General features: G+C 37.6%; 20 protein-coding genes. 6 read left to right on the top strand and 14 right to left on the bottom strand.

Translation table 11 applies throughout. The features are described 5' to 3' along the window. Nucleotides 1-274: 274 nt before the first annotated feature. The 14 genes from AB5542_RS06950 to AB5542_RS06885 all read right to left on the bottom strand — a co-directional run bounded on the left by AB5542_RS06950 (nucleotide 275) and on the right by AB5542_RS06885 (nucleotide 15,962). Complete coding sequence (locus AB5542_RS06950; protein ID WP_279038819.1) at nucleotides 275-1,732, bottom strand: lipopolysaccharide biosynthesis protein; 1,458 nt, start codon at nucleotides 1,730-1,732, stop codon at nucleotides 275-277. Continuing rightward, nucleotides 1,729-2,964, bottom strand: coding sequence for a hypothetical protein (locus AB5542_RS06945; protein WP_279038820.1), 1,236 nt, complete (start codon nucleotides 2,962-2,964; stop codon nucleotides 1,729-1,731). The genes AB5542_RS06950 and AB5542_RS06945 overlap by 4 nt, the downstream gene beginning before the upstream one ends. A 1-nt stretch (nucleotide 2,965) precedes the next feature. Continuing rightward, nucleotides 2,966-3,991: a pseudaminic acid synthase gene (gene pseI / locus AB5542_RS06940; protein WP_279038821.1), complete on the bottom strand. Its 1,026-nt coding sequence runs from the start codon at nucleotides 3,989-3,991 to the stop codon at nucleotides 2,966-2,968. Beyond that, nucleotides 3,982-4,575 carry a UDP-4-amino-4,6-dideoxy-N-acetyl-beta-L-altrosamine N-acetyltransferase gene (pseH, locus tag AB5542_RS06935; RefSeq protein ID WP_279038822.1) on the bottom strand — a complete coding sequence of 198 codons (594 nt, stop codon included), beginning with the start codon at nucleotides 4,573-4,575 and terminating at the stop codon, nucleotides 3,982-3,984. Before pseH ends, pseI begins: the two co-directional genes overlap by 10 nt. Then, nucleotides 4,569-5,531, bottom strand: a complete 963-nt coding sequence (locus AB5542_RS06930) for a hypothetical protein (RefSeq protein ID WP_279038824.1) — start codon at nucleotides 5,529-5,531, stop codon at nucleotides 4,569-4,571. The genes pseH and AB5542_RS06930 overlap by 7 nt, the downstream gene beginning before the upstream one ends. Then, nucleotides 5,528-7,330: a hypothetical protein gene (locus AB5542_RS06925; RefSeq protein WP_279038826.1), complete on the bottom strand. Its 1,803-nt coding sequence runs from the start codon at nucleotides 7,328-7,330 to the stop codon at nucleotides 5,528-5,530. Before AB5542_RS06925 ends, AB5542_RS06930 begins: the two co-directional genes overlap by 4 nt. A 106-nt stretch (nucleotides 7,331-7,436) precedes the next feature. Then, entirely contained in the window at nucleotides 7,437-8,744 is a 1,308-nt protein-coding gene (locus AB5542_RS06920; protein WP_279038827.1) for an aminotransferase class III-fold pyridoxal phosphate-dependent enzyme, read from the bottom strand. A gap of 4 nt (nucleotides 8,745-8,748) precedes the next feature. Then, nucleotides 8,749-9,513: a glycosyltransferase family protein gene (locus tag AB5542_RS06915; RefSeq protein ID WP_279038828.1), complete on the bottom strand. Its 765-nt coding sequence runs from the start codon at nucleotides 9,511-9,513 to the stop codon at nucleotides 8,749-8,751. 1 nt (nucleotide 9,514) lies between these two features. Further along, nucleotides 9,515-10,378, bottom strand: coding sequence for an aldo/keto reductase (locus AB5542_RS06910; protein WP_279038829.1), 864 nt, complete (start codon nucleotides 10,376-10,378; stop codon nucleotides 9,515-9,517). 28 nt (nucleotides 10,379-10,406) lie between these two features. Continuing rightward, nucleotides 10,407-11,570, bottom strand: coding sequence for a UDP-4-amino-4,6-dideoxy-N-acetyl-beta-L-altrosamine transaminase (gene pseC / locus AB5542_RS06905; protein ID WP_279038830.1), 1,164 nt, complete (start codon nucleotides 11,568-11,570; stop codon nucleotides 10,407-10,409). Then, the gene (gene pseB, locus AB5542_RS06900) at nucleotides 11,567-12,589 is read right to left on the bottom strand and encodes a UDP-N-acetylglucosamine 4,6-dehydratase (inverting) (RefSeq protein WP_279038832.1); all 1,023 of its coding nucleotides are present in this window, start codon (nucleotides 12,587-12,589) and stop codon (nucleotides 11,567-11,569) included. The genes pseC and pseB overlap by 4 nt, the downstream gene beginning before the upstream one ends. A gap of 32 nt (nucleotides 12,590-12,621) precedes the next feature. Beyond that, the gene (locus tag AB5542_RS06895) at nucleotides 12,622-14,538 is read right to left on the bottom strand and encodes a polysaccharide biosynthesis protein (protein ID WP_279038834.1); all 1,917 of its coding nucleotides are present in this window, start codon (nucleotides 14,536-14,538) and stop codon (nucleotides 12,622-12,624) included. A 137-nt stretch (nucleotides 14,539-14,675) separates the two neighbouring features. Then, nucleotides 14,676-15,431: a hypothetical protein gene (locus AB5542_RS06890; RefSeq protein ID WP_278702117.1), complete on the bottom strand. Its 756-nt coding sequence runs from the start codon at nucleotides 15,429-15,431 to the stop codon at nucleotides 14,676-14,678. Between the two features lie 9 nt (nucleotides 15,432-15,440). Further along, nucleotides 15,441-15,962 carry a UpxY family transcription antiterminator gene (locus AB5542_RS06885; protein WP_027201723.1) on the bottom strand — a complete coding sequence of 174 codons (522 nt, stop codon included), beginning with the start codon at nucleotides 15,960-15,962 and terminating at the stop codon, nucleotides 15,441-15,443. A gap of 735 nt (nucleotides 15,963-16,697) precedes the next feature. On the opposite strand from AB5542_RS06885, the gene AB5542_RS06880 reads away from it, so the two are divergent. The 6 genes from AB5542_RS06880 (at nucleotide 16,698) to AB5542_RS06855 (ending at nucleotide 24,735) form a co-directional block, all read left to right on the top strand. Next, on the top strand, nucleotides 16,698-17,594 hold the full coding sequence (locus AB5542_RS06880; protein ID WP_087422540.1) for a LysR substrate-binding domain-containing protein: 897 nt from the start codon (nucleotides 16,698-16,700) through the stop codon (nucleotides 17,592-17,594). 174 nt (nucleotides 17,595-17,768) lie between these two features. Further along, entirely contained in the window at nucleotides 17,769-17,975 is a 207-nt protein-coding gene (locus tag AB5542_RS06875; protein ID WP_168044558.1) for a helix-turn-helix transcriptional regulator, read from the top strand. Between the two features lie 77 nt (nucleotides 17,976-18,052). Beyond that, nucleotides 18,053-19,642 (top strand): N-6 DNA methylase, encoded by a 1,590-nt coding sequence (locus AB5542_RS06870; RefSeq protein WP_279038836.1) that lies wholly within the window; start codon nucleotides 18,053-18,055, stop codon nucleotides 19,640-19,642. Further along, nucleotides 19,629-20,369, top strand: coding sequence for a PDDEXK nuclease domain-containing protein (locus AB5542_RS06865; protein WP_270544146.1), 741 nt, complete (start codon nucleotides 19,629-19,631; stop codon nucleotides 20,367-20,369). The genes AB5542_RS06870 and AB5542_RS06865 overlap by 14 nt, the downstream gene beginning before the upstream one ends. Before the next feature lie 31 nt (nucleotides 20,370-20,400). Then, nucleotides 20,401-21,495, top strand: coding sequence for a restriction endonuclease subunit S (locus tag AB5542_RS06860; protein WP_279038837.1), 1,095 nt, complete (start codon nucleotides 20,401-20,403; stop codon nucleotides 21,493-21,495). A 12-nt stretch (nucleotides 21,496-21,507) separates the two neighbouring features. Then, complete coding sequence (locus tag AB5542_RS06855) at nucleotides 21,508-24,735, top strand: type I restriction endonuclease subunit R (RefSeq protein ID WP_279038838.1); 3,228 nt, start codon at nucleotides 21,508-21,510, stop codon at nucleotides 24,733-24,735. Nucleotides 24,736-24,743: the final 8 nt, after the last annotated feature.

The following is a 24,743-nucleotide window of genomic DNA, read 5'->3' as shown; positions in this document are numbered from 1 at the left end:
TGCCTTAGTGATGTGAAAAACGTCAATAATAATCTCTTGAAATTAAAATGGGCATGATTTGACATCGGGGCAATGCCACAAGTTTTTTCTATACGAAGATTCCTGTATCTTCTCCTTACTACACTCCATATGGATATTCCATGTATTTTATACTTATACAGCGATTTTTCATCTTCAACAATACGGAGTAATTCCTCACTTCCTTTTGATAACCGTGTCATATCCTCAGCTGAATCTCATTTATCATTTCTTGCTCGGCCGTCCATCATATAATCTACAAATCAATGATTTCCGGTTTATTAAAAATTCTCTTGAACGAATGAAAAATTTCTTTTATTGTCTTCCCATTTAAAGCAATATAAACAACAAAAGGTATACACAACAAATAGGTTATATTACAAAGAATCAGGATCACAGCTACAATAAATGGAAATAATAGTCGTAATGGGAAACAATCTTCAAAAACATTCATGATACTTCTATCCAATTTTAACTCTTTTCGACCATAATATACACATAAATAAGCATATAAAAAATAAGTCAAAAGCGTCGGCAATATCGTATATTGATAATTTACCTGTAAAAATTTCACAAAAAATACACCCAGTAAAACATTTATTCCCAAAGAAAATATTGCAATGAAAGCCAGTACTCTTTCTTTATTTCTTGCCATAAGAAATGTAGAGTAACCGAAGGAATTTGTGAAAAGCAACATTGTTAAACAGGCCAAATTAATCATCAACAATGTACCTGCGTATTTAGGTACAAAACGAATAAATACAGGAAAAACAATCATTGCCAAATACATAATCCCATGAAACAAAGCGACATAATTTACCCTTATCAGTCGAATGGTTGAAGAAACAACTTCTGCATTAGAAGAACGATATTTATTTAATAACTTTGCAGAAATCAAATAAGAAAAAGCCTCTAATAATTGTAAAACAGCATATCCTAACAAATAGGCAAATGTAAAATAACCAAATTCCATTACAGTATAATTAATACTAACTATTGTTTTGGTAGAAATCATAATAAAATAGAAACCAGAGTTATATAAAAATAGAAAGAATCCCTTATTAATTATTTTTTTGCAATCACAAAATCGAAACTCTCCTTTAAAAGTAATTCCTTCCCTAAAGGAATAAAATAAAAAAATAATGGAATAAGCAATGACGTATGCACCTAACATCCATTGTAATAATGGATAACCTTCTTTCAAAAAAACGACCACAAAAGTCAACAATACAACGAAGGTTTGATGAAAAGCTATTTCCAGTAATTTATTTTTAACCCGATAGACTTTACTATAATACAAGTTAAAATAATTTATTATGCCACATAAACAAATCCAATAAAATAAATTTCCAAGTTCATATTTTTCAAAAAAAGTTATTCCAACAATTCTCTCATACAAAGCAAAACAGATAATACCAACTCCTAATACTCCGGTCAACACAAATCCACTCTTTTCAAATGCATCTCGCCGATATAAGTTTTCCCTGTTCTGAATTTGAAAAATTTGAGCAGCTTGAGGTATTCCAAAATTAATTAAATTAAAATAATTCAATAGCAACATTAAATATCCCCAAACACCATAATAGTAAGGTCCCAGCCGATTAGCGGCATACATTGATACAAAAAAACTCATTCCATATGTAACATATCGCGTTAACATATAAAGCATCACCTTATTTTTCAATATTAACGTTACGCCTCTTAAAATTCTCATTTCAATTCATTCATACGATGAGACAAATGATAATTATAAACACAAACTGCTAGAAATACCAAAAAGTAAATATAAGGCTGCTGCATCATCCATGCTCTATGAAGATAAATCAAAATCATCGCACCAATAAGACAAATTCTAAGACGGAAAGGGGTATTTAATAACGATGTATAAGCCCATAAAAGTGACAAGAAGAATCCAATATACCCAAGTCTAAGCAACATCCCTCGATAATCAGAAAGGACAATTTCATCATTAGTAGTTCCGAATCCAAACAACAATTTTGATGAATGAAGAAATTGTTCATAGTAAAATGCACCTGTTTGATTAATTCTCTCATCTAACGCATTAGACAAAGAATTTGTTGATTGGTAGGCTTCAAAAACACGCTCTAAATTTCGTTCATAAAACAAATATATTAATTGCTCCTGTAACTCTTTACTCAAAAATAGGAACATAAGAAACATCATGAATAAAATTGAGATGTATATCCAAAGTTTTCTCAATCCGGCTTTATTATATACAAAATCATAAATTTCACCCAAAACTGCAAGTACGAAAAAATTCATCGAGAATGTCAAGATACCACACACTACAATTCCTATATTAACTTTCTGCTTCAAAAATCGGTCTATCAAAAAAACGAATCCCAAAATAATTGCAAAGTGTCCTGGCTCCTGCAAAGGCCCACAAGCCCTTGGTATCATCGAAGAAATGTAACTATGAATCGTTACAAAACAACCATATATATGATAATTTAGATCTGCCAATTCATGAACGTTAGAACGAGCTTCTACAACATAATAAGGAATATACTGTATTAAACCTGTTACAAAAAATAGGGTTATAAGGATAGAACCTATTGCAAAAAAAATAATGATTTTTCTAAATATCAAATACAGGTTATTCAAAGTATCATTTTTCCAAAAAACTAAAAGCATAAACGGAAAGACAGCAAAAAAACGTGCTAATATTCCCCATATTCCTATATCTATTCTAAAATTTAAATATATGAAAAATAAAAAGCTCGAAAACATCAACCACACTCTAGGAATTGTAAATATCATTTTTTTTCTATTGTACAAAAAAAACGATGCTATCACAACCACTCCCCCCGCAAATACTTTCAAAAAATTTTCGTATGAATTCCAAATAAAAAATGAGTCTAAAACGGTAAATAACCATAAAATACCTGCACCTACAGCAAATTTTTCAACAACACTTATTCGCATGCTATCTAATATCATCCTCGGTTAAAATATCTCCTCGTTGGAAATCGCGACGACTGATTTTTGTCATTACTACATCATAATATTTTGGAGAAAGCCCAAAACCCGGACGAAATGAACGTACGTTCTTTTCAGTAAAAGCTTCCCCCTTTTTTATGTCATGAAAAGCATATAAAGAACGACGTTTACGACGTTCCGTTTCCGAGATATCATATTTAACATTGCCCAGAACTTTTTCGACATTACGCACATTCTGTACCATTTGTTTAAACTCGTATGGTTCCATTGAAAATGCTGCATCTGGTCCCCCCACAGAACGAGAGAGAATAAAATGTTTTTCAACAATGGTTGCTCCTAAAGCAACCGCTACCATTGGCACTAAACTTCCCATTGAATGATCCGAGACTCCCACACGAACACCAAAACGATTTTTCATATCAGGTATTGTCTGCAAATTAGCTTTCTCATAAGAAGCCGGATAATCAGATGTACATTTTAGTAAAGAGATATCGTTATTCCCCTCTTCACGGCATACTTTCAAAGCTAAAGCAATATCTTCCTCATCTCCTACTCCCGTTGAAAGAATTATCGGTTTCTTTTTTTTTGCTATATAACGAATTAAAGGAACATCATTAATTTCAAAAGAGGCTATCTTATACAGCGGAATATTCATTTGATCTAAAAAATCAACTCCAGCACGATCAAAAGGTGTAGAAAAGAAAAGTAATCCTAATTTTTCAGCAAAAGCTTTCAATTTCGGTTGCCATTCATAAGGTAACATTCCTTGCTTATAAAGATCGTACCTCTTAATACCATCCCATAACCCTCCTCTTATCGGGCCAAAAAACTCATTATCAACATCCATAACGAGCGAATCCGGCGTATAAGTCTGAATTTTAACGGCATCTGCCCCAGCATCTGCCATTGCCTTTATCGTTTTTATCGCCAAATCATAATCATGATTATGATTCGCAGATAACTCTGCAATAATAAAGGCCTCTTTCTGATTTAAGAATTTCTCTATTCCCATTTTATAGGATTTTCCCTATTAAATTTCACAAATTGATTTATAAGTTTCTCTCTCCTAATTTTATTGAATCTAGATTTAGGAGTCCGTACTATAACATATTTCTCTCCATTAATATGTTCCTCCCCTTCCTTTTCCGCTCCAAAAAAGAGAGAGAGTTGATAGGCATTTGTATTACCGAACAAGATATGACTAACTAAACAATCAAAACCCAAATAATTAAATATTAACTGTTTATAGTGGTAGTGCATCTCTAAACCTAACCCTGTTCCATCTAAATCCGGAGCAAGATAATATCCTGGATCACATTCTAATCTTAAATAGTCAACATTTACAATACTTAGGACTCCAATAGGTTTATTTTCTCGAAACATCAACCAATAAAAAGCATCCTCTCGGATTTTCAATTTTCCAAGGAACGTTAAATGATTCTCCCAAGTAATCTTATTTTGATTTATCATCCATTTCCTCGTTTTATCATGATTTCTCCATTCCCAAACAAGTTTAATTTCTTCTTTAGAAAGAGAAACAAAGTTCTTATAAGAATAAATACCTACCGTATAGACTCGATCTCTATCTATCAGCATAATTTTTTAAACAAATTAATATAACGTTCTTTTATATCATAAAAATCTAATGATGCCTTATGCCTATTTTGCATATTATTTAACGTATCTTTTAATCTTATTTTCAAATCATTATCCAGCCAATATCCTATCCCATTCACTAGATTTTTCCCGACTAACAAATTATACAGTCTCATCTGATTATCGACATAATACCCCGCAATTACATTTACTCCCCTCGATAAAGCTTCTAAACATATCGTACTACTCGACAATATTGCCAAAGATACACGATCAAACAACATTGCAACTTGCTCTGCCGATAGATCTACATGAATAAAAACTTCTTTCTCTTGCAATGCCTTGATTCGAACCGATGAAAAAGAGGTTGTCAAAATGACATGAACTTCACAATTCGAAGCATACGATTTTAGATAATCTACAACTTTTTCAGTCATAAAATATTGATCCGTTCCACCAAAACAAATGACAATACCATTTCGATTTACAACTCTATCTGCAAATTTCTCCCTAAAAGGTTTCCTAAGAATCGCCCATTCTACTCCACAGAAAATTTTTGTATATGGTTCTACAGAAAAAATACAAGGATTGGTTTCTGCAAAATTAAATAACAAATCCGCATAATAATGTCGATCATTTGTCCCAAAACAAATTAACTTACATCCTTTCTCCTTTATTTGCTTTTGATACTCCGAAGTAAAAAAATAATTGTCTAAAAACACTATTTCATCTCCACACAAATAATCCAAAAAGATACTTAGTTTAGAATCATCACTAGGTAACGATATAAGTTTACAAACTTTTTCAACCTCATTTATCTGATACAATGTTGGCTCCTGTGTAAAAAACGTACATTCAAAAACATCTTTCAACATATCGGCAAGAGCCAAGGTGCGAATAAAATGTCCCCAACCAATTTTAATTCCAGCATCTGCCCTAAAGAAAAGTTTTCTCATACCCGCTCTCTACGCCTTAAGTGAAAAAAAGTTTTTAACAAAATAGCATATCTAGACTCTTGTGACAAATAAACAGAAACCATCGGATCAACATGATGATTAAATATTCCATAATCTCGTATAATACAAGATAAACGACTTGCTATTTTTTTTCGCTGAAATGCTTCTTTTGCTGTTTTTTTATTACCTCTTAATAAATTTACAACAGCACACAAACGATAATAAATACGTTGTCCAGCATGAGTTAAAAAAAAGTATTTTCGTATCAATTTATGATACTTGGAAAGTCCTTTAGGATCTTTCACTATTAATTTACTTTTAGGATCAAAAACTCGCCATTCACAACGAGAGAAAAATGGAATCTCTAAAATCGGAGGAAATAATCTTTCAAGTACCTTAATGATAAATATCGCATCTTTTTTACTATCTATTGGAATAAATGCTTTTTCTATTAGATTGGGTTCTGCCAGAATAGCAAATGAATATCGATGCTGATTTATATAGTTTATCATAGATGAATCAGATCCTTTTCTTTTCTCGAAACTTAAAATAGTGAAATAATCCTTATCTACCAATTCTTCCTCACTAGAAATATCATACAGTTTTAAGATATCATGAATTTTATTTTTCAAATGCAATCTATATTTATTACAATCATCAATTGTCGTATTTAGATTTTTTTCCATATAATAATTGTCTAAAAATGCATTTAAAGAAAAAGTATGCGATTTAAAGGAATCAATCCAATCAATATTCCGATATAACTCACCATAATAACCAACATTCAAAAACCTTTCCTCTAGATTTTCAAAAGCTGACATCACATGGTTCGAACTTGAATAAACACTTGCATAAAATCCATACTTATCAATATATTTATCCCAGTATAAATCCACAGGATCAGGAGTACTCCAATCCATTATTTTCAGAGGTAAATTAAACCTTTTCGAATAAATCTTATCTACTTCTAAATCTCCATTTTTAGTATTTGTCAATTGGCTATTACCTACTCCATAAGTCAATACAGGTTTACAATCATTCGATAAGAAAGCAGCTAATATCATTCTTGCATCAAGTCCCCCTGTCATACATACACCAATATCCCCGTCAAAACATTTGACAACCTTTCGTGTAATTTCTTGGAGATCCGAACAAAACTCATCAACTAATTCTTCTAAAGGTCGTTCACTTATCTTGTATGGACTACTGAGGTATAGTTGCTTTTTACAGAACGATCCTTTCTCAATATCTATTTCTAAATACTCATTACCTAATAATTTCTGAATCTCGTTAAATACTGTACCATTACCCAAAATATTATATTGAAAAATTTGCTCGATAACATTAAATTCATTTACTCCCAATTCTATCGGAAGAGCTAAAGCGATTTCATATAAACAATTACTTATACACCATTGCCCCTTATTCTCATAATAATACGCATTAAAAATATTATTAGCATCACAAAAAACATAAACTTTTTCAGACTTTTTTAATGCAAATAAATAATTCCCAATGAGATTTTTACGAATTTCCAAAAGATCTCCAGAAAAATCATTATAAATCTGTTTTAAAGCTATAGCCCCAATACTTTCTTTATAAATAAATGTACCGACACCTGATATAAAATCATTTCCAAATTCGCAATAATTTTCATTATCAATTTTCAGTTTTTTAAATGCAATAACAGATATATTATCCTTTTCAAAACTGGAATAATTATGAAATCCAATTTCCAAATTATGTTTCTTGAATTCAAGAAATACATCTTTATCATTTCCTAAAAATAATCTTGCCATAATTCAAAATTAATATACTCTTACAATATTGATCTGGATAATTTTTACAATTGCATTACAACAAAAACATACTTACATAACATTCAGAATATTACATGAGAAAATATTAATTTAAGCGATTAAAACCAGAATGACATACTGGTCCACTTAATTCCTTCATCACATCCCTTCCATCTTCAAACTCTCTAATATCAGCAAATAATTTATCTAATTCATAAAAATACCCTTCCAGTATCTCCGGTGTATGACAAAGACAAGTATACATACTATTCCCAACTAAATAACCCTTAGCTAACATTTGCTGAGTAATATAGGTCTTATAAGCAAGCTTTTTTTCACTATTAAACGAATATCCGGCAAGAGCAGGTATTCCCCACTGAGTAATGGATATTTCGTGTTTATCCGCAAGTTCTTGCCATCTTTTCTTGTTACTTTCTCCAATCTCCGTGATTTTTTCCCAAGATTTTTCTCTTTCCATAACATTCAATGTAGCCAAGGCTGCTGCAGGTCCAATCCGCTCTGTCCAAAATGTACTACTAATAAATGTTTTTCCATCTGCAACTTGCATTATCTCCTTTTTGCCAACAATCGCAGAGATTGCATATCCGTTACCTAAGGTTTTACTATAAATCGCCATGTCTGGTTCCACCCCATATTTTTTATAAAGTCCACCAAATGTCTCCCGAAAACCACTTGTACATTCATCAAAAATCAATATGATACCCCTTTCATCACAAAGTTCTCTAACCTTTTGAAGAAAATTATTCTCAGGTCCCATATTACGCTGTACTTCCATTTTAATTACGCCAATATCGTTTTTAGTAACAACATCCAACAATCCTTCAAAATTATTATAATAAAATGGGATAGTGTACCCTTTCAATACATCCGGGACCCCGGCTGTATCAAGTCCTGCCAAATGTAAATGATTCAAATTACTGTGATCCGCTATATTCGCAGAAAGATACCAATCATGCCAACCATGATAACCACAAACAGCAACTTTATCTTTTCCACTTGCGGCTCGAGCTATTCTAATCGCAATTGCATTTGCTTCTCCTCCTGTTCTCGCCAAACGCACCATATCTGCCCAAGGGTCTAAAGAAAGTAATCTTTCTGCCAATTGTACTTCCTCCGGACAATTAAATGTAGACATATTTCCATCACGAATAACTTTCATAACAGCTTCATCAACCTCATCATTTCCATACCCTAAAGTATTAGTTCCAATCCCCATTATCGTGACATCAATATATTCTTTACCATCCAAATCCCACACTTTACATCCTTTAGCTTTGCTAAAATATGATGGCCATTGTTCCGGTAAGAACATCTCCGGTCTTTTGGATAACAACATCGTTCCTCCAGGAATCAATGTCTTTGCTTTTTTGTAAAGCTCTTGTCCTTGTCCCATATAATTACTTTATTTTTTTATCGTTATTTATTGATTTCACATATCCTTCATTACGCTCATACATTGAATTTATCTTCAAAATTTCAGGATGTACTTGAAGATATTCAACATATTCCTCACAACTCTTATCATAACCAAGAGCTTCAATAAGCCTCTTCACTAATTCAAAATCTTCTGCAGTGTCAACAGTCATCCTATAAGTAGAATAATCTTCTTTGCAATACAATTTTTCTGATTTAAAAAGAGACCCTCCTTTTACCGTACCATTCTTCCATATATATGACGTAACATGTTCTCTTTCTGATTGCATTGTGGCCTCATCATATGCTTTTAACAATGCAGAAAACTTAAATACCTCCACATCCATACCATCTGGGAATGATTTTGTATCTGCAGATACATAATCAAAATTACCATTTATCGCTAATTCAATAACTCTGTCTACAATTAACGGATCAATCAAAGGGCAATCTGAGGTAATTCTCACTATATAATCAGGATCTTCCGGCAGAGCAGCGTGATAAAATCGATCAAGAACATCATTAATAGAACCTTGATAAACATCAATGTTCATCTTTTTTGCAATATCAACTATATATACTGCACCAGGTTCTGTTGTTGTTGCCACTTTAAGCTTCGTGATATTTTTTGATTGGAGTAATCTCAAAAGATGTATTTCAAGCAAAGTTCGATCATTAACTGTTTTTAATATTTTGGCTGGAAGACGAGTTGAACCATACCGAGCCTGAGTAATTGCTAATACTTTCATTTTATTTCCAATTTACAGGAGACAATAACTCCTTTTCCTTTATTTCTATCGAACGAACAAAATCAATATCCTTAGGTGAAATATTATAACCGAGATTTTTTATATTTGACTCCAATTGTTCTATAGTATCAACACCTATTAAAACCCCATTCGTGTATTCCGAAGAATACACATACCCTAAAGCCAATTCTTCTATTTTTAGACAATGAACTTTACAATAAGAATGTAAACTTTCAACATATTTCCTTAGAGGGAGTAATTTCCCCTCAAGATTCTTCAATGGTTTAAAAAATAACCCTTGAAGAAAAACAGATCGAACATGAGTTTCAACATTTCTTTCTTTTAATAATGGAAAAAATTTCTCAAACTGTCGATCAAAAATATTGTACGGGAATTGTAATATATCAAAAGCAATATCTCTATCAAGCAAGAACTTCAATTCATCTACATTATAAAGTGAAAAACCTATTTTTGTAACTTTTCCTTCTTCTTTCAATAACAAAAAATCTCTCCATATCTCTTGTTTCTTTCTAAAAAAATCAAAATGATGAATCAAATAACCATAAAGTTTTTTTTGATTCAAGGTATATAAAGATTCCTCAAAGATTGTCTTTACAGAGCGAGAAGATCGAGGATATTTAGATATAATACGAAATTTCATATCATTCTCGTTCAATACTTCACCAAGAACCTTTTCACTTGTTCCGTAAGCACTAGAGGTATCCAATATTTTAATTCCTTTATTGCTAGCTAATGACAAAATCGTTTCTACTGACTCTTTTGAAACTTGGCCAGACTGATTATTAACACCGTAATTCAATCCGAATTGAACCGTACCCAAAATTAATTTAGTTGAGCTATCCATATGCTTCTGCCAAATATTGTTTCATGATTTACTTTCTCACAAATTCTAGGACTCGGTCAATCACATATTCTTGTTCCTCTTCCGTCAATGTTGGGAACATCGGTAAACTCAAACAATGTTCGTAGTACTTCTCTGCCACAGGACAATCTTTTTTCTTACATCCCAATTGTTGATAATAAGGTTGCATATGTACCGGCACATAATGAACTTGAGCGTATACGTTATTTTTCCGCAGATGATTGTACAACCCAAACCGATCCTCAACTTGAATAATATAAAGATGGAAAGCGTGATACACATTCCCAAACACCTTAGGTGTAACAATACCTTCAACTGCCTGAAAAGCCTCATAATATCTATGAGCAATCTCTTGTCTACGAATCAAACCATCGTTTGCTCGCTTTAATTGCGAAATTCCCAAAGCTGCTTGAAAATCCGTCATCCGATAATTAAATCCCAGTTGTTGCATCTCGTAATACCATCCTCCATGATTCTCATGTAGGGAAGTTGGATCTTTCGTGATCCCATGCGTGCGGTACAAACACAATTTTTTATATAATTCCTCATCATTCGTCGTTACCATACCACCCTCTCCCGTGGCAATATGTTTTACCGGATGAAAAGAAAACACGCTGACATTCGCATATTGACCATTCCCACAATATTGCTTTTCTCCCCGTTCATCCATAAAATAACCTCCGGGAGCGTGACAAGCGTCTTCAAGTATCCATAAACCATATTCATCTGCAATCTCTCTCATCTCTTCTAAATTCTGGGGATAACCTGCGAAATCGACCGGAATAATTCCTTTAAACGTACCTTTAGGATTTTCAACCAACAATTGACGTAATTTGACAACATCCATCAAATAAGTATCCTTATCAATATCACAAAACACAACCTCTCCTCCACAATAACGAACACAATTGGCACTAGCTGCAAATGTCATTGGAGTCACGATCACTTTATCCCCCGGCTTAACTTCCAAAGAAAAAGCTGCCAAATGTAACCCGGCAGTAGCATTATTTACCGCTACTGCATATTTAGCCCCCACGTACCGGGCAAAAGCATACTCGAATTCCGTAACTTTCGGTCCTTGCGTCAAATAATCAGATCGCAAAGTTTCGACCACGGCCCGGATATCCTCATCTGTGATACATTGACGACCGTAAGGAATCACTTTATCTATCATCTTACCTCAAAATTAGGATCAACAAACCTTCTAATATTCTCACGCATACTCTCCACAGTCTCCCATTCTATATTGTTATCTGAACTATAATGAAATCCATCTGGAACATAAACAGCATGATGGTGTTTTATATATTCTTCTCTCGAATGATTGAACGAAACAGAGGGCATAATTACATAGTACTTACCCAAATCAATGGTATCCAAAGCATCCGTTACTGTTATCATCTCTTCATGCAATTTCTCTCCCGGCCGGATGCCGACCTCTACTTGCGGTAAAGTTGGTGCAATTGCAGTTGCAACATCCTTGATATGATAAGACGGAATTTTAGGAATAAAAATCTCTCCCCCCAGATGATGAGCGATAGCATACATTACCAAATCAACTCCCGCTTCTAATGATATATTAAAACGAGTCATCCGCATATCAGTAATTGGCAATTCTTTTGCCCCATTATTTCGTTTATTAATAAAAAACGGGATCACGGAGCCTCTGGACCCCATTACGTTTCCATAACGAACAACAGAAAATCGGATATCTCTACTCCCCTTTATATTATTAGCAGCTACAAATAGTTTATCAGATGTCAACTTGGTTGCCCCATATAAATTAATCGGTGCACAAGCCTTGTCCGTTGATAAAGCAACAACATGTTTTACACCCATCTGCAAAGCAGCATTAATCACATTCTGTGCTCCATGAACATTAGTCTTGATACATTCTTCCGGGTTATACTCCGCTGTATCAACTTGCTTGATTGCGGCCGCATGAATAATCACGTCGATTCCCTCACAAGCCCGTTTCAATCGTTCTCCATCACGTACATCTCCAATAAAAAAACGTAATTGAGGATAACTATTCTCTGGATACTTTTGTTTCAATTCAAACTGTTTCAACTCGTCACGCGAATAAATCACAATTCGTTTTACATTTGGATAATCTCTCAAAATCGTTTCAATAAATTTTTTTCCAAAAGATCCCGTTCCCCCGGTTATTAACACAGACTTATTATTCAACATAATACGCTAATTAATTATATTATTGTTATTTCTTATTTATCCAACCTTTCATACACCGAATTCTTCGACTTAAACTCCGGCACCACCTGTTTCATCAATCGCACGGAATCTTCCACCTTCACCGCCAACGCCAACTCAGCCAACTTATCATAAGTCTCTAACACCTCTTCTCGCTTGTACTCCCGAACCTTAGCCACCCGAATCTTATCATGTCCCGTAGGTACCGTATTTTCCTCGTTACTTAGTACTTCCTCGTACAGTTTCTCTCCCGGCCTCAGACCGATAAATTTGATCTCAATATCTTCATTTGGCGTATACCCGGCTAATCGAATCATTCTTTCTGCTAAATCCACAATCTTCACGGGATCCCCCATGTCAAAAACAAAGATCTGATTTCCTGTACTCATCGTCGCCGCATCCATCACCAGACGACATGCCTCCGGAATCGTCATGAAAAAACGAGTGATCCTCGGATCGGTTACCGTAACCGGCCCACCTTGTTCTATTTGTTTTCGAAAATACGGTATCACACTACCGTTACTTCCCAACACATTCCCGAATCGGGTGGTCACGAACCGGGTCTTTCCCCTGATCTCTCCTCGTTCCATCGCCAGCCCCAAACTCTGCACATATATCTCTGCCAAACGTTTCGATGCCCCCATCACGTTAGTCGGGTTTACCGCCTTGTCCGTCGAAATCATCACCATCATGTCCACCCCGTACTCCACACAAAAGTCTGCCACGAGTCTCGAACCAACCACGTTCACCCGAACGGCTTCGCAAGGATTCTCTTCCATCAACGGAACGTGTTTATAGGCCGCAGCATGAAACACTACCTGCGGATGAAATTTCTCAAAAGCTCCTTGCAAACGCTCTTTCTGCCGGACATCACCGATAAAAGGGGTAAATTTTAGGCTTGAAAAATTCCGTTCCAATTCAAGACGGAGTTCATGCATCGGGGTCTCGGCATTATCAAACAATACCAAATGAGCTACACCAAAAGTTGCCAGTTGACGACACAACTCGCTACCGATACTTCCGGCTGCCCCCGTTACCATCACGACCTTTCCGGCAAAATTCGCCTCAATCTCCTTTGTGTTTATCTCGATTTCCTCCCTACCAAGCAAATCCTCGATCCGGATTTCTCGGATAACAGTTTTCTTCAACCCGTCACCCAAAACGTTTATGGGTGGAGCCACCAAGTTTTTCACTCCATAAGCCTGACAGTAACATACCAACCCTTCAGCCTCCCGTTGAGCTGTTTCCGGAGAAGGAAATAGCAGACCATTTATATTGTATTTCTTCACGAAACAAGCAAAATTAGCCTCGTCTTCAAAATAATAAACCGGCAGTTCCGAAATGGAGTAAGACTTAAGTCGCTTATCCGGATTCACGAATCCCACCACGTGATAATGCTTACTCGTGTGCATCCTTTTCTTCAACGCCACACTTTTATCATCCGTCCCGTACACCAACACCCTCGTTTTACTTGAACGATACAGCGATATTACCAAATCATAAACAAGCACAAGCATCACCCGGAACCCGATAAGAACCACCGTTGTTACCAGAAAATCAACAAGAAAACACGCAAAAGCATGGTTATTGAACATCCGGGAAACAACAAGAGAAACTAATCCTAGTAAAAGCACCTCCTTAAAAAAGATCGCAACGCCCATCTTCCCGATACTTTTTATGGTGGCATGGCGAATTATATTTTTGTTCACTCCCAACGCCATAAACACGAGCAGACTGATCAAGAACGATCCCACAATAACGAACAAGTAAGCATTCCTTGACAAGTCGACAATAAAATTGTCTACAAAAAGAAGAGCCACGAATGAACTTCCCACGGACAACAAAATATCCACGAAAAGAACCGTCCAAGAATTAACGTACTTTTTTCTCTCGCACAAACGATCACAAATGGAATGAATGGAGTATCTCATTTATACCAAACTTCAAAAAGGAGCGTCCCCTCCGGTATTAATAGCTGATCCGGCTTAGAAGTACCGTTGAGGGAGACGCTATAACCGGGGGTTGCATCTCCCGGAATCTGAGATTTATATTGTGAATCACGTCTAAATTATTCCTTCTTACCATACAATTTGTCATGGATTGCAAACTCCCGCCTAGCCAAGATACAAAACACCCGGCCGAACAACTCCAGATCGTCACGAGTAGACAGGACAAAACGTTCTATCATTTCCTCCTCCTCCTGCTTTACACTGACGGCCAACCGAACTCGCTCTTCGGCCAATCGTACCCGTTCCGGTTCCGGCAACTCCATTGCCCCGACAACATCTTCATAAAAACAGAATGTATCCCACCATGCCATCAATCCCTGACGGCCCAAATCACGAATAGAGCCAAGCGCCTCGGAAATCAGGCTACCAGCCAAAACCCCGTTCTCCATTTCACCCGTGAAATAGTAACAATTACATAACAATCGGCAAATATTCGGAGTACGACACGGTAAAACAATTTTGTCACTTCCCCACGGGGTAAGTATGTCATAAGCCGCATCCAACGCCGTGTTTAAGAAATTCAAGTCTGAATATAACTGGTAAGCATCCATCAAATCCACCACGTAACCGGCCCGAACATCTGCAGGGAGGTTTTTGTTTCCAGCCAGAGGCTCTATAAACCGGGCGATCTCACGCACTCGTTCATGAATTTCATACGTCTCCCCGAAACTCTCTTCCAACCAAGGATAGACGCGAACCATCGAGTACACGGACAAGTAACCATGCAAGAATCCTGACAACGCCGGGGAGGGACAACGCCCCATTTCTAACTCACACGACCGTTTATACAATTCGTGAAATAAACCTTTTTCCATTTTTTTGTATCACTCTATTCTTTCAAGAAACGAACTTGGAATATAAGAAGTAGCAATAGAGGCTACCCCATCCAAACGAATAATTACACGTTTATGATTTTTCAAACGTACCAACTCACCTTCCAATCCTTGCAAGGGACCTTTAATAACTCTTACCCGATCACCCCGTTTGATTCCTTTGTTCAAAACCTCCACGCTACCAGTTGAGAAATCCAACAAAAACATGAAATCCTGCATTTGTTTATCCGGAACGATCAGCGAATGGCGTCCCTCAATATCTTTCAAATAAACAATATTCAACGAATGATCATTTATCAAGGAAAAACTTGTTGCCTTATCCGTCCGGATAAATATTAACCCATGAATCAAAAGTACCCGGATCTTTTTACGTCCAACGGGTGTTTCTCGCACCTGTTCTTCCTGGGGCAAAAAATTCTCGATCCCCAGTTCATCCAGCTTTCTTTTGATCAATAATTCCTGATTTACACGGGTATAAGCAGCATACCAGTTTAACTTGTTACACGCAACCATTATTTTTATTCTTTCCCTATTTTCTAGCGAACGATGATTTTCTCTGTCTCTGTAATCCCCGGACACACGAACCGCCCGGACGCGCTTCGCGCACTAACCCTGTCACGGGTCCTGATTTACGGCCATGTGTTCCACGCACTTCACTTTACACAGCAACAATGCATGAAAGCTGTCTGCACGAACGATTCATTTGAATTAAAAAACGATCGTTTAATGATATTAACAAAACAGATCTGTTAAATTGATAACCTAAAAGTGTAAATATCTAATTACAAGAATCCAAAAAAAATTGACAAATAGATGGTGATATTTAAAATTGATGTATATTTGCAGCGCATTAAACGATCGTTTTTCGATCTTTACAGCATACTAATAAACAACAAATTACCCTCTTTCCCTACCCAAAAATTCTTTACAAAAAACAAATAATATTTTCTTGAAAAAAAAATTATCCATTTAACACTATATGTTCTCCATAAAGGCATACAAAAGCCACCGTAATAATCTCCTCTCTCCCATCTCACGCCCTTTCATCGCCCTTTCATCGCCCATTGTCAATAGAACTACAAGTGCGAATGAACTCCCCTCAAAGACTTACATCAGATTATTACATGATTATTACTATCTTTTTACCAATAATGACATCAAAATAACCACGATGCAAAGGAACGTGTACTTTAAAGCAATAGATTGACCATTTTTCTCTACCTTTGTTCAGAATTAAAAGCAAACAAGATGCTAGACCACAAACTCACGATCTTTTATCACACGGCAAAACATTTGAACACGACAAAGGCCGCCGAGATATTACGGCTTTCCCAGCCGGCCATTTCCAAAAGTATCAAAGAACTGGAAAAGGGATTGGGGATCACTCTTTTTGATCGTGAGAAAGGGCGGTTGATGCTTACCCCTGCCGGAAAATACCTTTTGGAACAAAGCGAAGAACTGATTGAACGGGAACGCATCATCACCTTCAACCTGCAGCACATGAAAAAAGAGTTCTCCGGAACTTTACACATCGGAGCCAGTACCACGCTATCCCAGTACATTTTACCCGAATACTTGGCCCGTTTCCGGGAAACTCATCCCTATATCGAAATAAACCTGATCAGTGGTAACACCTACCAGATCGAGCAGGAATTGCTGGATAAAAACATCCAACTCGCCTTCATTGAAGGTGTACCCTCGCAAACGGACATTCACTACATCCCTTTTTTAAAAGATGAAATCGTCCTGGTTACCTCGGCCAAAAATGATTCCCCGGAATCGATCACGAAAGAACAATTGAAGACGTTAAAATTCGTCGTTCGGGAAGAAGGCTCCGGAACATATAATATTATCCAGCGCCAGCTATCCGCAGCCGGGATGTCTATCAACGAGCTAAACCAACAGATCGTTATCGGAAGTACCGAGGGAATCAAACAATACCTCAAACACTCCGATTGCTACGCCTTGGTCTCCGTGTTTTCCATCCAAGACGAATTGTCCTGTGGCCTGCTAAAAATCATCGACATCGACGACCTCGAAATCTCCCGCACGCTCTATGCCATTCACAAGCAGGGCACCATTGACCCCTACGCCGAATTACTCCTGAGATTCTGCGAATCCCGGAATCGAAAGTCGAAACGATGATAGACAATTTAGGTATTTACTGAATATACCTAATATTTTCGTTACCATATTGCTAACAATACAATTGATGTTTTAGTCACTTTTTTGTGTTTTCCCGCAATATATAACCTGTTTAATCAAATATATTCCTAAATAATTTGTACCTTCGTATTTATGTTGAATAGACACATGAATATGGAGCGTAAATTACTGAACCGAATCAAAGTCGTTCTCGCAGAGAAAAACAAGAGCAATAAGTGGCTCTCGGAACAATTGGATAAAGATCCTGCTATAATCTCCAAATGGGTTACCAATACAACACAACCCAATGTGGAGACGCTAATTCAAATATCCAAAATTTTGGGAGTAACTGTGGATGACTTATTGAGAACGGAACAATAAACTTATGGGAGCAATCAAATTATATAAGATTGATGTAAATGCTTTTAAGTTAAATGCAGAATTGATAAAAAAGTAAAATGGCTAAGAAACAAAATAAACCGGTAAAGGAAGAAAACCTTGAATCGATACTTTTCAGCTGTCGTAATAGTCTGCGTGGGCGTGCAGCAATGACAGATAAGCGTGACTTGCTGTTGACTCTTGTATTCCTGAAATTCATAGGAGAACGATTCAAACAGCAAAAGGAGAAAATCAGGCATGAAATAGTGGAAGTGCAGGGTATTAATGATACAGATTTCATCGAGTTGCAACTTTCGCGCCCTAACCAGTATATGCAGGATGGAGTGTTTTTCCTGACAGACGAAACATTTTGGGACGAACTGATTCTTACTTCGCCTACCAGTATGGCTATTGCTTTCGATACGGCTATAAAAACTTTGGATGACAACGAACCCAAGCTGAAAAATGCCCTCCCGCAGCAAATTTTCACGAAAACAGCCCTTGAACCGGGAGTTTTGAAAAGTGTAGTGGATGAAATAAACAAGATAGACCTACAAAAATTTAATGACCACGACCTCATAGGACGTGTATACGAGTATTTCTTACAGGCCTTTTCCATCAACGCAGACAAAGAGGAAGGAGAATTTTATACGCCACATTCTATCGTGGAACTTATCGCCTCTCTTATTGAACCTTTTGATGGAACGGTCTATGATCCTTGCTGTGGTTCGGGAGGTATGTTTGTTCAAGCGGCAAAGTTCATCGAGGCTCATGGTGGAAACACGAAAGCTGTCAATGTGTATGGGCAGGAATCAGAACCGGCAACCTATCGCCTTGCAAAGATGAATCTGGCTATCCGAGGCATCTCTTACCATTTGGGCGATAGAGCCGTGTCCACGTTCTCCGATGATCAGCATAAGGAACTCAAGTTTGATTACATCATGGCAAACCCGCCGTTCAATTTGAAGAAATACGCCGAATATGGAGGTTTTGAGACTGATCCTCGGTGGCAAGGCTATGGGGTTCCTCCTGCCAGCAATGCCAACTACGCATGGATTCTTCATATCCTAAACAAACTGAATGTCAGTCGTGGAATAGCCGGATTCCTGCTTGCCAACGGAGCTTTGGATGATAGCGATACGCGGGAAATACGCAAACAGCTAATCGAAAGCGACAAAATAGAAGCTATTATCGTTTTGCCGCGAAACATGTTCTATTCTACCGATATATCCGTCTCCCTTTGGATTTTGAACAATAACAAGAAAGGTGGCCCTTGGCATGGCAGGCAGCTTCGTAACCGTACCGGAGAGGTCTTGTTTATCGACTTGCGAACTTGGAACAATAATATATACGAAAAGAAATATGTCCGTCTGTCAGAAACGGAAATCAACAGAGTAAGTCAAATATATTTCAATTGGCAAACCGAGAATTTTGCCGAGTATGCCGAGCCAGAATTATACTATGCTGCGCATCACGACGAAATTCAAAAAAAGGGATATTCCCTCGTACCTTCCAGATATATTGAGTTTATTGACCGCGATACGGAAATAGACTATAAATCTGCTCTTTCTGAAATGAGTTATAAATTTGATGTGCTGAAGAAAAGATGGGATACAAACGAAACGGAACTCGTAAACGCTTTCAAAGTATTAGGGTATGGAAAAGAATAAGTTGCAACATCATGATATAGCAACCGATAAACTCTTTGATGATATTCGAGGCATCATAGAACAAGGTCGGGGGCGGGCATACGCAGCAGTCAATCAAATTGCGGTACTCACCTATTGGCACATCGGACGGCGGATAGTGGAGGAAGAACAGCATGGGAAGGCCCGTGCACAATATGGCACCCGGTTGATTAAAACATTGGCAGAGCAACTGATGCCTAAATACGGCAACACGTTCAACAAGCGAAATCTGGATTACTTTCGTCAATTCTATTCGTGTTTCGATAACTTGGAGATTGTGAACACGTGTGTTCACAATTTGACATGGTCGCATTTCCGCTCGATTATACAGGTTGCAGACCCAAAGGCCAGAGAGTGGTATGTAAAAGAAGCCTCAGAACAGATGTGGAGTGTGAGGACACTCAATCGCAATATCGGTACACAATACTATGGTCGCCGTATGGCTTGTGCAAGAGAAGGATTGACATTACCATCTCCCGATATTGAAGCCAGTGATCCATTGGAGTATATAAAGAATGATAACCCGACAATAGGCATACTGCTCTGCACTGAAACCGACAAGGTAATGGCAAAATATTCTGTCCTCAACGGTAGCGAGCAGCTTTTTGCCGCTAAATATATGGCATATATGCCGACAGAAGAAGAGTTAAGCAGGGAGATAGAACAGCAAAAACGTTTCTTTTTGGAACAACATGGAAAGGGAGAGTGATATGAGGACTGGTAATGTAAAATGGGTTAGGTTGGGAGAGTACATCAAGCAATGTGATAAAAGAAACTCCGCAGGTGGCAACTATCCTGTAATCGGTATAAATCGAGACAAAACATTTATGCCGACTGTTGCAAATTTGGACGGAGTTGATATAGCCAAATATAAAATTATTACAAAAGGAATGTTTGTGTTTAGTGGTATGCAGACAGGGCGAGACATCTGTATTCGCATTGGGCTATACGACAACGAACAACCTGCTTTAATTTCTCCTGCATATACAACTTTTGTCATCAACGACGAAAAGAAAGTCTTGCCAGAATACTTTTTCATATATTTTAATCGCACCGAAAGTGATCGTTATGGTTGGTTCATTAGCGATTCCAGTGTTCGAGCCAACTTGGACTGGCCACGTTTCCTTGATATTGAAATTCCGTTGCCATCTCCTGACGAACAGCAGAAGGTGGTGAATGCATGGAAAGCACTTCGGGAAATCAAAGAACAAAACGAGGCTAAGGCTGTTCCACTTATGCAAATTTGTCAAAGTTATATACACAAGGCAAAAAAGAATAATGTAGATAAGTATCGTATTGGTAATGCGATAAAAATTGTAGATACGATAAATAAAGAAGGGTATTCCTATGAGGTTTTGGGGTTGAATAATAATAAAACATTTATGCCAACAGTAGCCTCAATAGACACTATAAATACAAGCAAATATAAGGTTATTAGAAAAGGTGAGTTTGCATTTAGTGGTATGCAGACAGGCAGAGATAAATGTATTCGTATAGCATTGTATGATAAAGATCTTCCGGCTCTAATATCTCCTGCTTATACAATTTTCGCTCTTGATGAAAATGAACCAATTCTTCCAGAGTATTTCATGATGATATTCAAAAATCCGGAAATGGATAGATTAGGTTGGTTTTACAGTGATTCAAGTGTAAGAGCAAATTTGGATTGGAACAGATTTATTGATATTGAAATACCGAAACTTTCTATTGAGTTACAACGTGCAATCGTCAATATCTACAAATGCGCTAACGAAGCCAAACAAATAGCCGAAGAAGCAAACAGACTTTCTCGTGAGATTTGTTCTGCATTGCTTCAACATATCATACATTCTTAAATAGCAGCGGTCATGGCAAATAAAGGGAAATATTATGAAAGTCAATTCGAAGAAGCAACTATCGCTCTTCTACGAGAGGCACATTGGCAATATACATTCGGTGATGACATTCACAGGAAATATACCGACCCACTCATCGAAGAGGATCTTAGAAATTTTCTTGCCACTCAATACAAAAACAAGAAATTGACGGTTGCCGAAATTGACGGTATTGTCGCCAATCTACGCAATACAGGCGGGCAAAATGACTATTACGCTCTTCGGAATGCTTTTTTGCTATATCGTGATGGTTACGACTTTACATACAGCGATGGGCGGAATAATCCATTCCGCCTGGAATATATCGACTTCGAGCATCCCGACCATAATATTTTCCGTTGCGTCAATCAGTTTGTCATGGAGCAAGGCCGTGAGAACCGTCGCCCCGACATTTTGCTTTTCATAAACGGCATACCCGTCTGCATCATTGAACTGAAAAATCCGACCAAGCAGAATGCCACCATACGCGATGCTCATACGCAGATTTGCATTCGTTATACGCGAGATATTCCGACATTGCTGAAATATTGCGCATTGGCTGTAATCAGCGATGGTGCAAAGAACGCTTTGGGTACGACCTACACGCCATTTGAATTTTTCTACGAATGGAAAAAGATTGAGAATGAAGACAAAGCCGGAAAAGGACTTGACACACTTCGTACGCTCATTCGTGGAGCGCTTTCACCGGAACGTATATTGGAGATATTACGGGACTATGTCTATTTCCCCGATCCGGTAAAAGAAGACGACACGACTGAAATCGTATGCCGCTATCCGCAGTTCTTTGCTACACGCAAACTGCGAGACCACATCCTGAACCATTTACGTTCTATCGGAGGTGATGGCAAGGGTGGGACATATTTCGGAGCCACAGGGTGTGGGAAAACCTATACCATGTTGTTCCTTGCCCGCCAACTGGCTTTGCGATGCAGAAAACAACTAGGTAGCCCGACTATTCTCATCATAGTGGATCGGGAGGATTTGGAGACACAAAGCGGAAAACTGTTCTGTCGTTCGAAGCAATATCTTGAGGATGAAGCAGTAAAAGTCTTCGAGACAAGGCAAAAACTTGCAGAAGAGATGAGTATGCGCAAGACCGGAGGTGTTTATATTACTACCATCCAAAAATTCGCAGAAACTACAGGATTGCTGACAGAACGTTCCAATGTTATCTGTTTGAGTGACGAGGCTCACCGTTCCCAAAACAATATCGGCTCGAAACTGTCCATACAAACCGAAGGAGAGGCCGATAAGATCGGAGCGAAAATCACATACGGCTTTGCAAAATACTTGCGGGATGCGTTGCCGAATGCTACATACGTAGGTTTTACCGGAACACCTATTGATGAAACCATACATGTATTTGGAAAGGTAGTAGATCAATATACGATGAAAGAATCGGAGGATGACGGAATCACCGTCCCAATCAAATATGACCCTCGATTGGCTCGTGTGTTCCTTAATAAAGAACAAGCAGAGAAAGTAGAAGAGTATTATCGTCTATGTTCGGACGAGGGTGCAACACCGGAGAATATTGCCAAGAGCAAGGCCGCCATGTCAAGCATGGAGATGATTATCGGTGATGAAGATGTCCTGCACCGTGTTGCAAAAGACATTATCGAAGATTATAAGCGTCGGACTGAGACAACAGACCGTTTGCAAAAGGCTATGATTACTTGCGCTGACCGCAAGATCGCATTCAGACTGTATAAAATCATGCGAGAGATGCAGCCTGACTGGTTCAAGAAAAAGAAAGCATTGAACGAACTTGTATTGACAGCAGACGAAAAGAACAAACTGAACGACATCGCATTTGTCAATATGGTTATGACCAGAGATAAGGATGATGAAAAGGAACTTTACAATCTGCTTGGAGACAAGGAATATCGTAAATTTCTTGATACGGAGTTCAAATCGGAAAAGTCAAATTTCCATATTTCCATCAATGTAGATATGTGGATCACCGGATTCGATGTACCTTGTTTGACAATGCTTTATAACGACAAACCATTATCGAAACATTCGCTTATTCAGACCATTTCGCGTGTCAATCGTAAATTCGGCACAAAAGAATGTGGTTTTATTATCGACTACATAGGCATCCGCGAAGAGATGAAGAAGGCCATGAAAAAATATGGTGGAGAAGTCGGACCACAAGAAGATTTGGAGGTTGCACATGAAGTATTGCAGAACGAACTGCAACTTTTGCAAGAGCGATTGTCTGGAGTAGCATTTGACCGTTTTTTCGGGAACAATGACCTTGCCCGCCTTCAGTTTATTCAGGAAGCTGCTGAACATATCCTTGCAAACAGTGTTGAACGGAAAGGAGAGGTTTCCTTCCTCAAACTTTTCAAGGAACATGTCAAACGCCTGCGCTCAGCTTATAATATCTGTAACCCAGCCGGCATTCTGACTGAAGAGGAGGTTGCATGGAGCCAATGTTTCATGGGCATCTGCTCATACGTAAACAAAATGACCACTACAGAGCACGACACGGAAAGCATGAACAGGTATGTGGAACAGATGGTTCAGGAAGCAATTCTTGCAAGCGGTGTGGAACGAGTAATGAATGAAGGTGTTGAAGAAAATATTTTCAGTGACTCGTTTGCCAAAGAGGTGGATGAAATAAAAATGCCGTTCACCAAGTTCCAGATTCTCTGTAAACTTGTCGCCAAAGCCATCAGAGCATACAACCGGACAAACAAGATACAGGCCGAACATTTCCAGAAAATGCTTGAAGATACAATAGATGCCTATAACACACGGGACAGGTTGACATTTACCAATGATGTGACACAGAACGTCGTGGACGATGTATATGACATTGTTTCATACAAAATCAACGGGCTGTCGAACAAATTGATGAACATTCTGAAAGAACTTAAGGCTGATAGTGAGAAATTCAAGGAATTGGGTATCACTTTCGAAGAAAAAGCATTCTTTGATGTCCTTGTTGAAGTTCGAGATAAACACGGTTTTGAATATGCGGATAAACGTTGTATTGAGTTGGCAAAGAAAATCAAGACTCTGATTGATGATACCGCTGTTTATGCCGATTGGTTGAATAACGACAACCTGAAAAATAAGCTCGCTAGTCAACTCACCTACCTTCTCTACAAAGAGGATTATCCTCCTCAATGGGATGAAGAGGTCTTTCAAAAAGTATTGGAGCAGGTAGAAAATTATAAGAAGAATAATTAGTAACATTG

Source organism: Butyricimonas sp. RTP31003st1_G1_RTP31003_210430 (assembly GCF_040920905.1).
GTDB lineage: Bacteria > Bacteroidota > Bacteroidia > Bacteroidales > Marinifilaceae > Butyricimonas > Butyricimonas paravirosa.
Note: the sequence above shows the minus strand (reverse complement) of the source record. Positions and strands in the feature narration are given on the sequence as shown.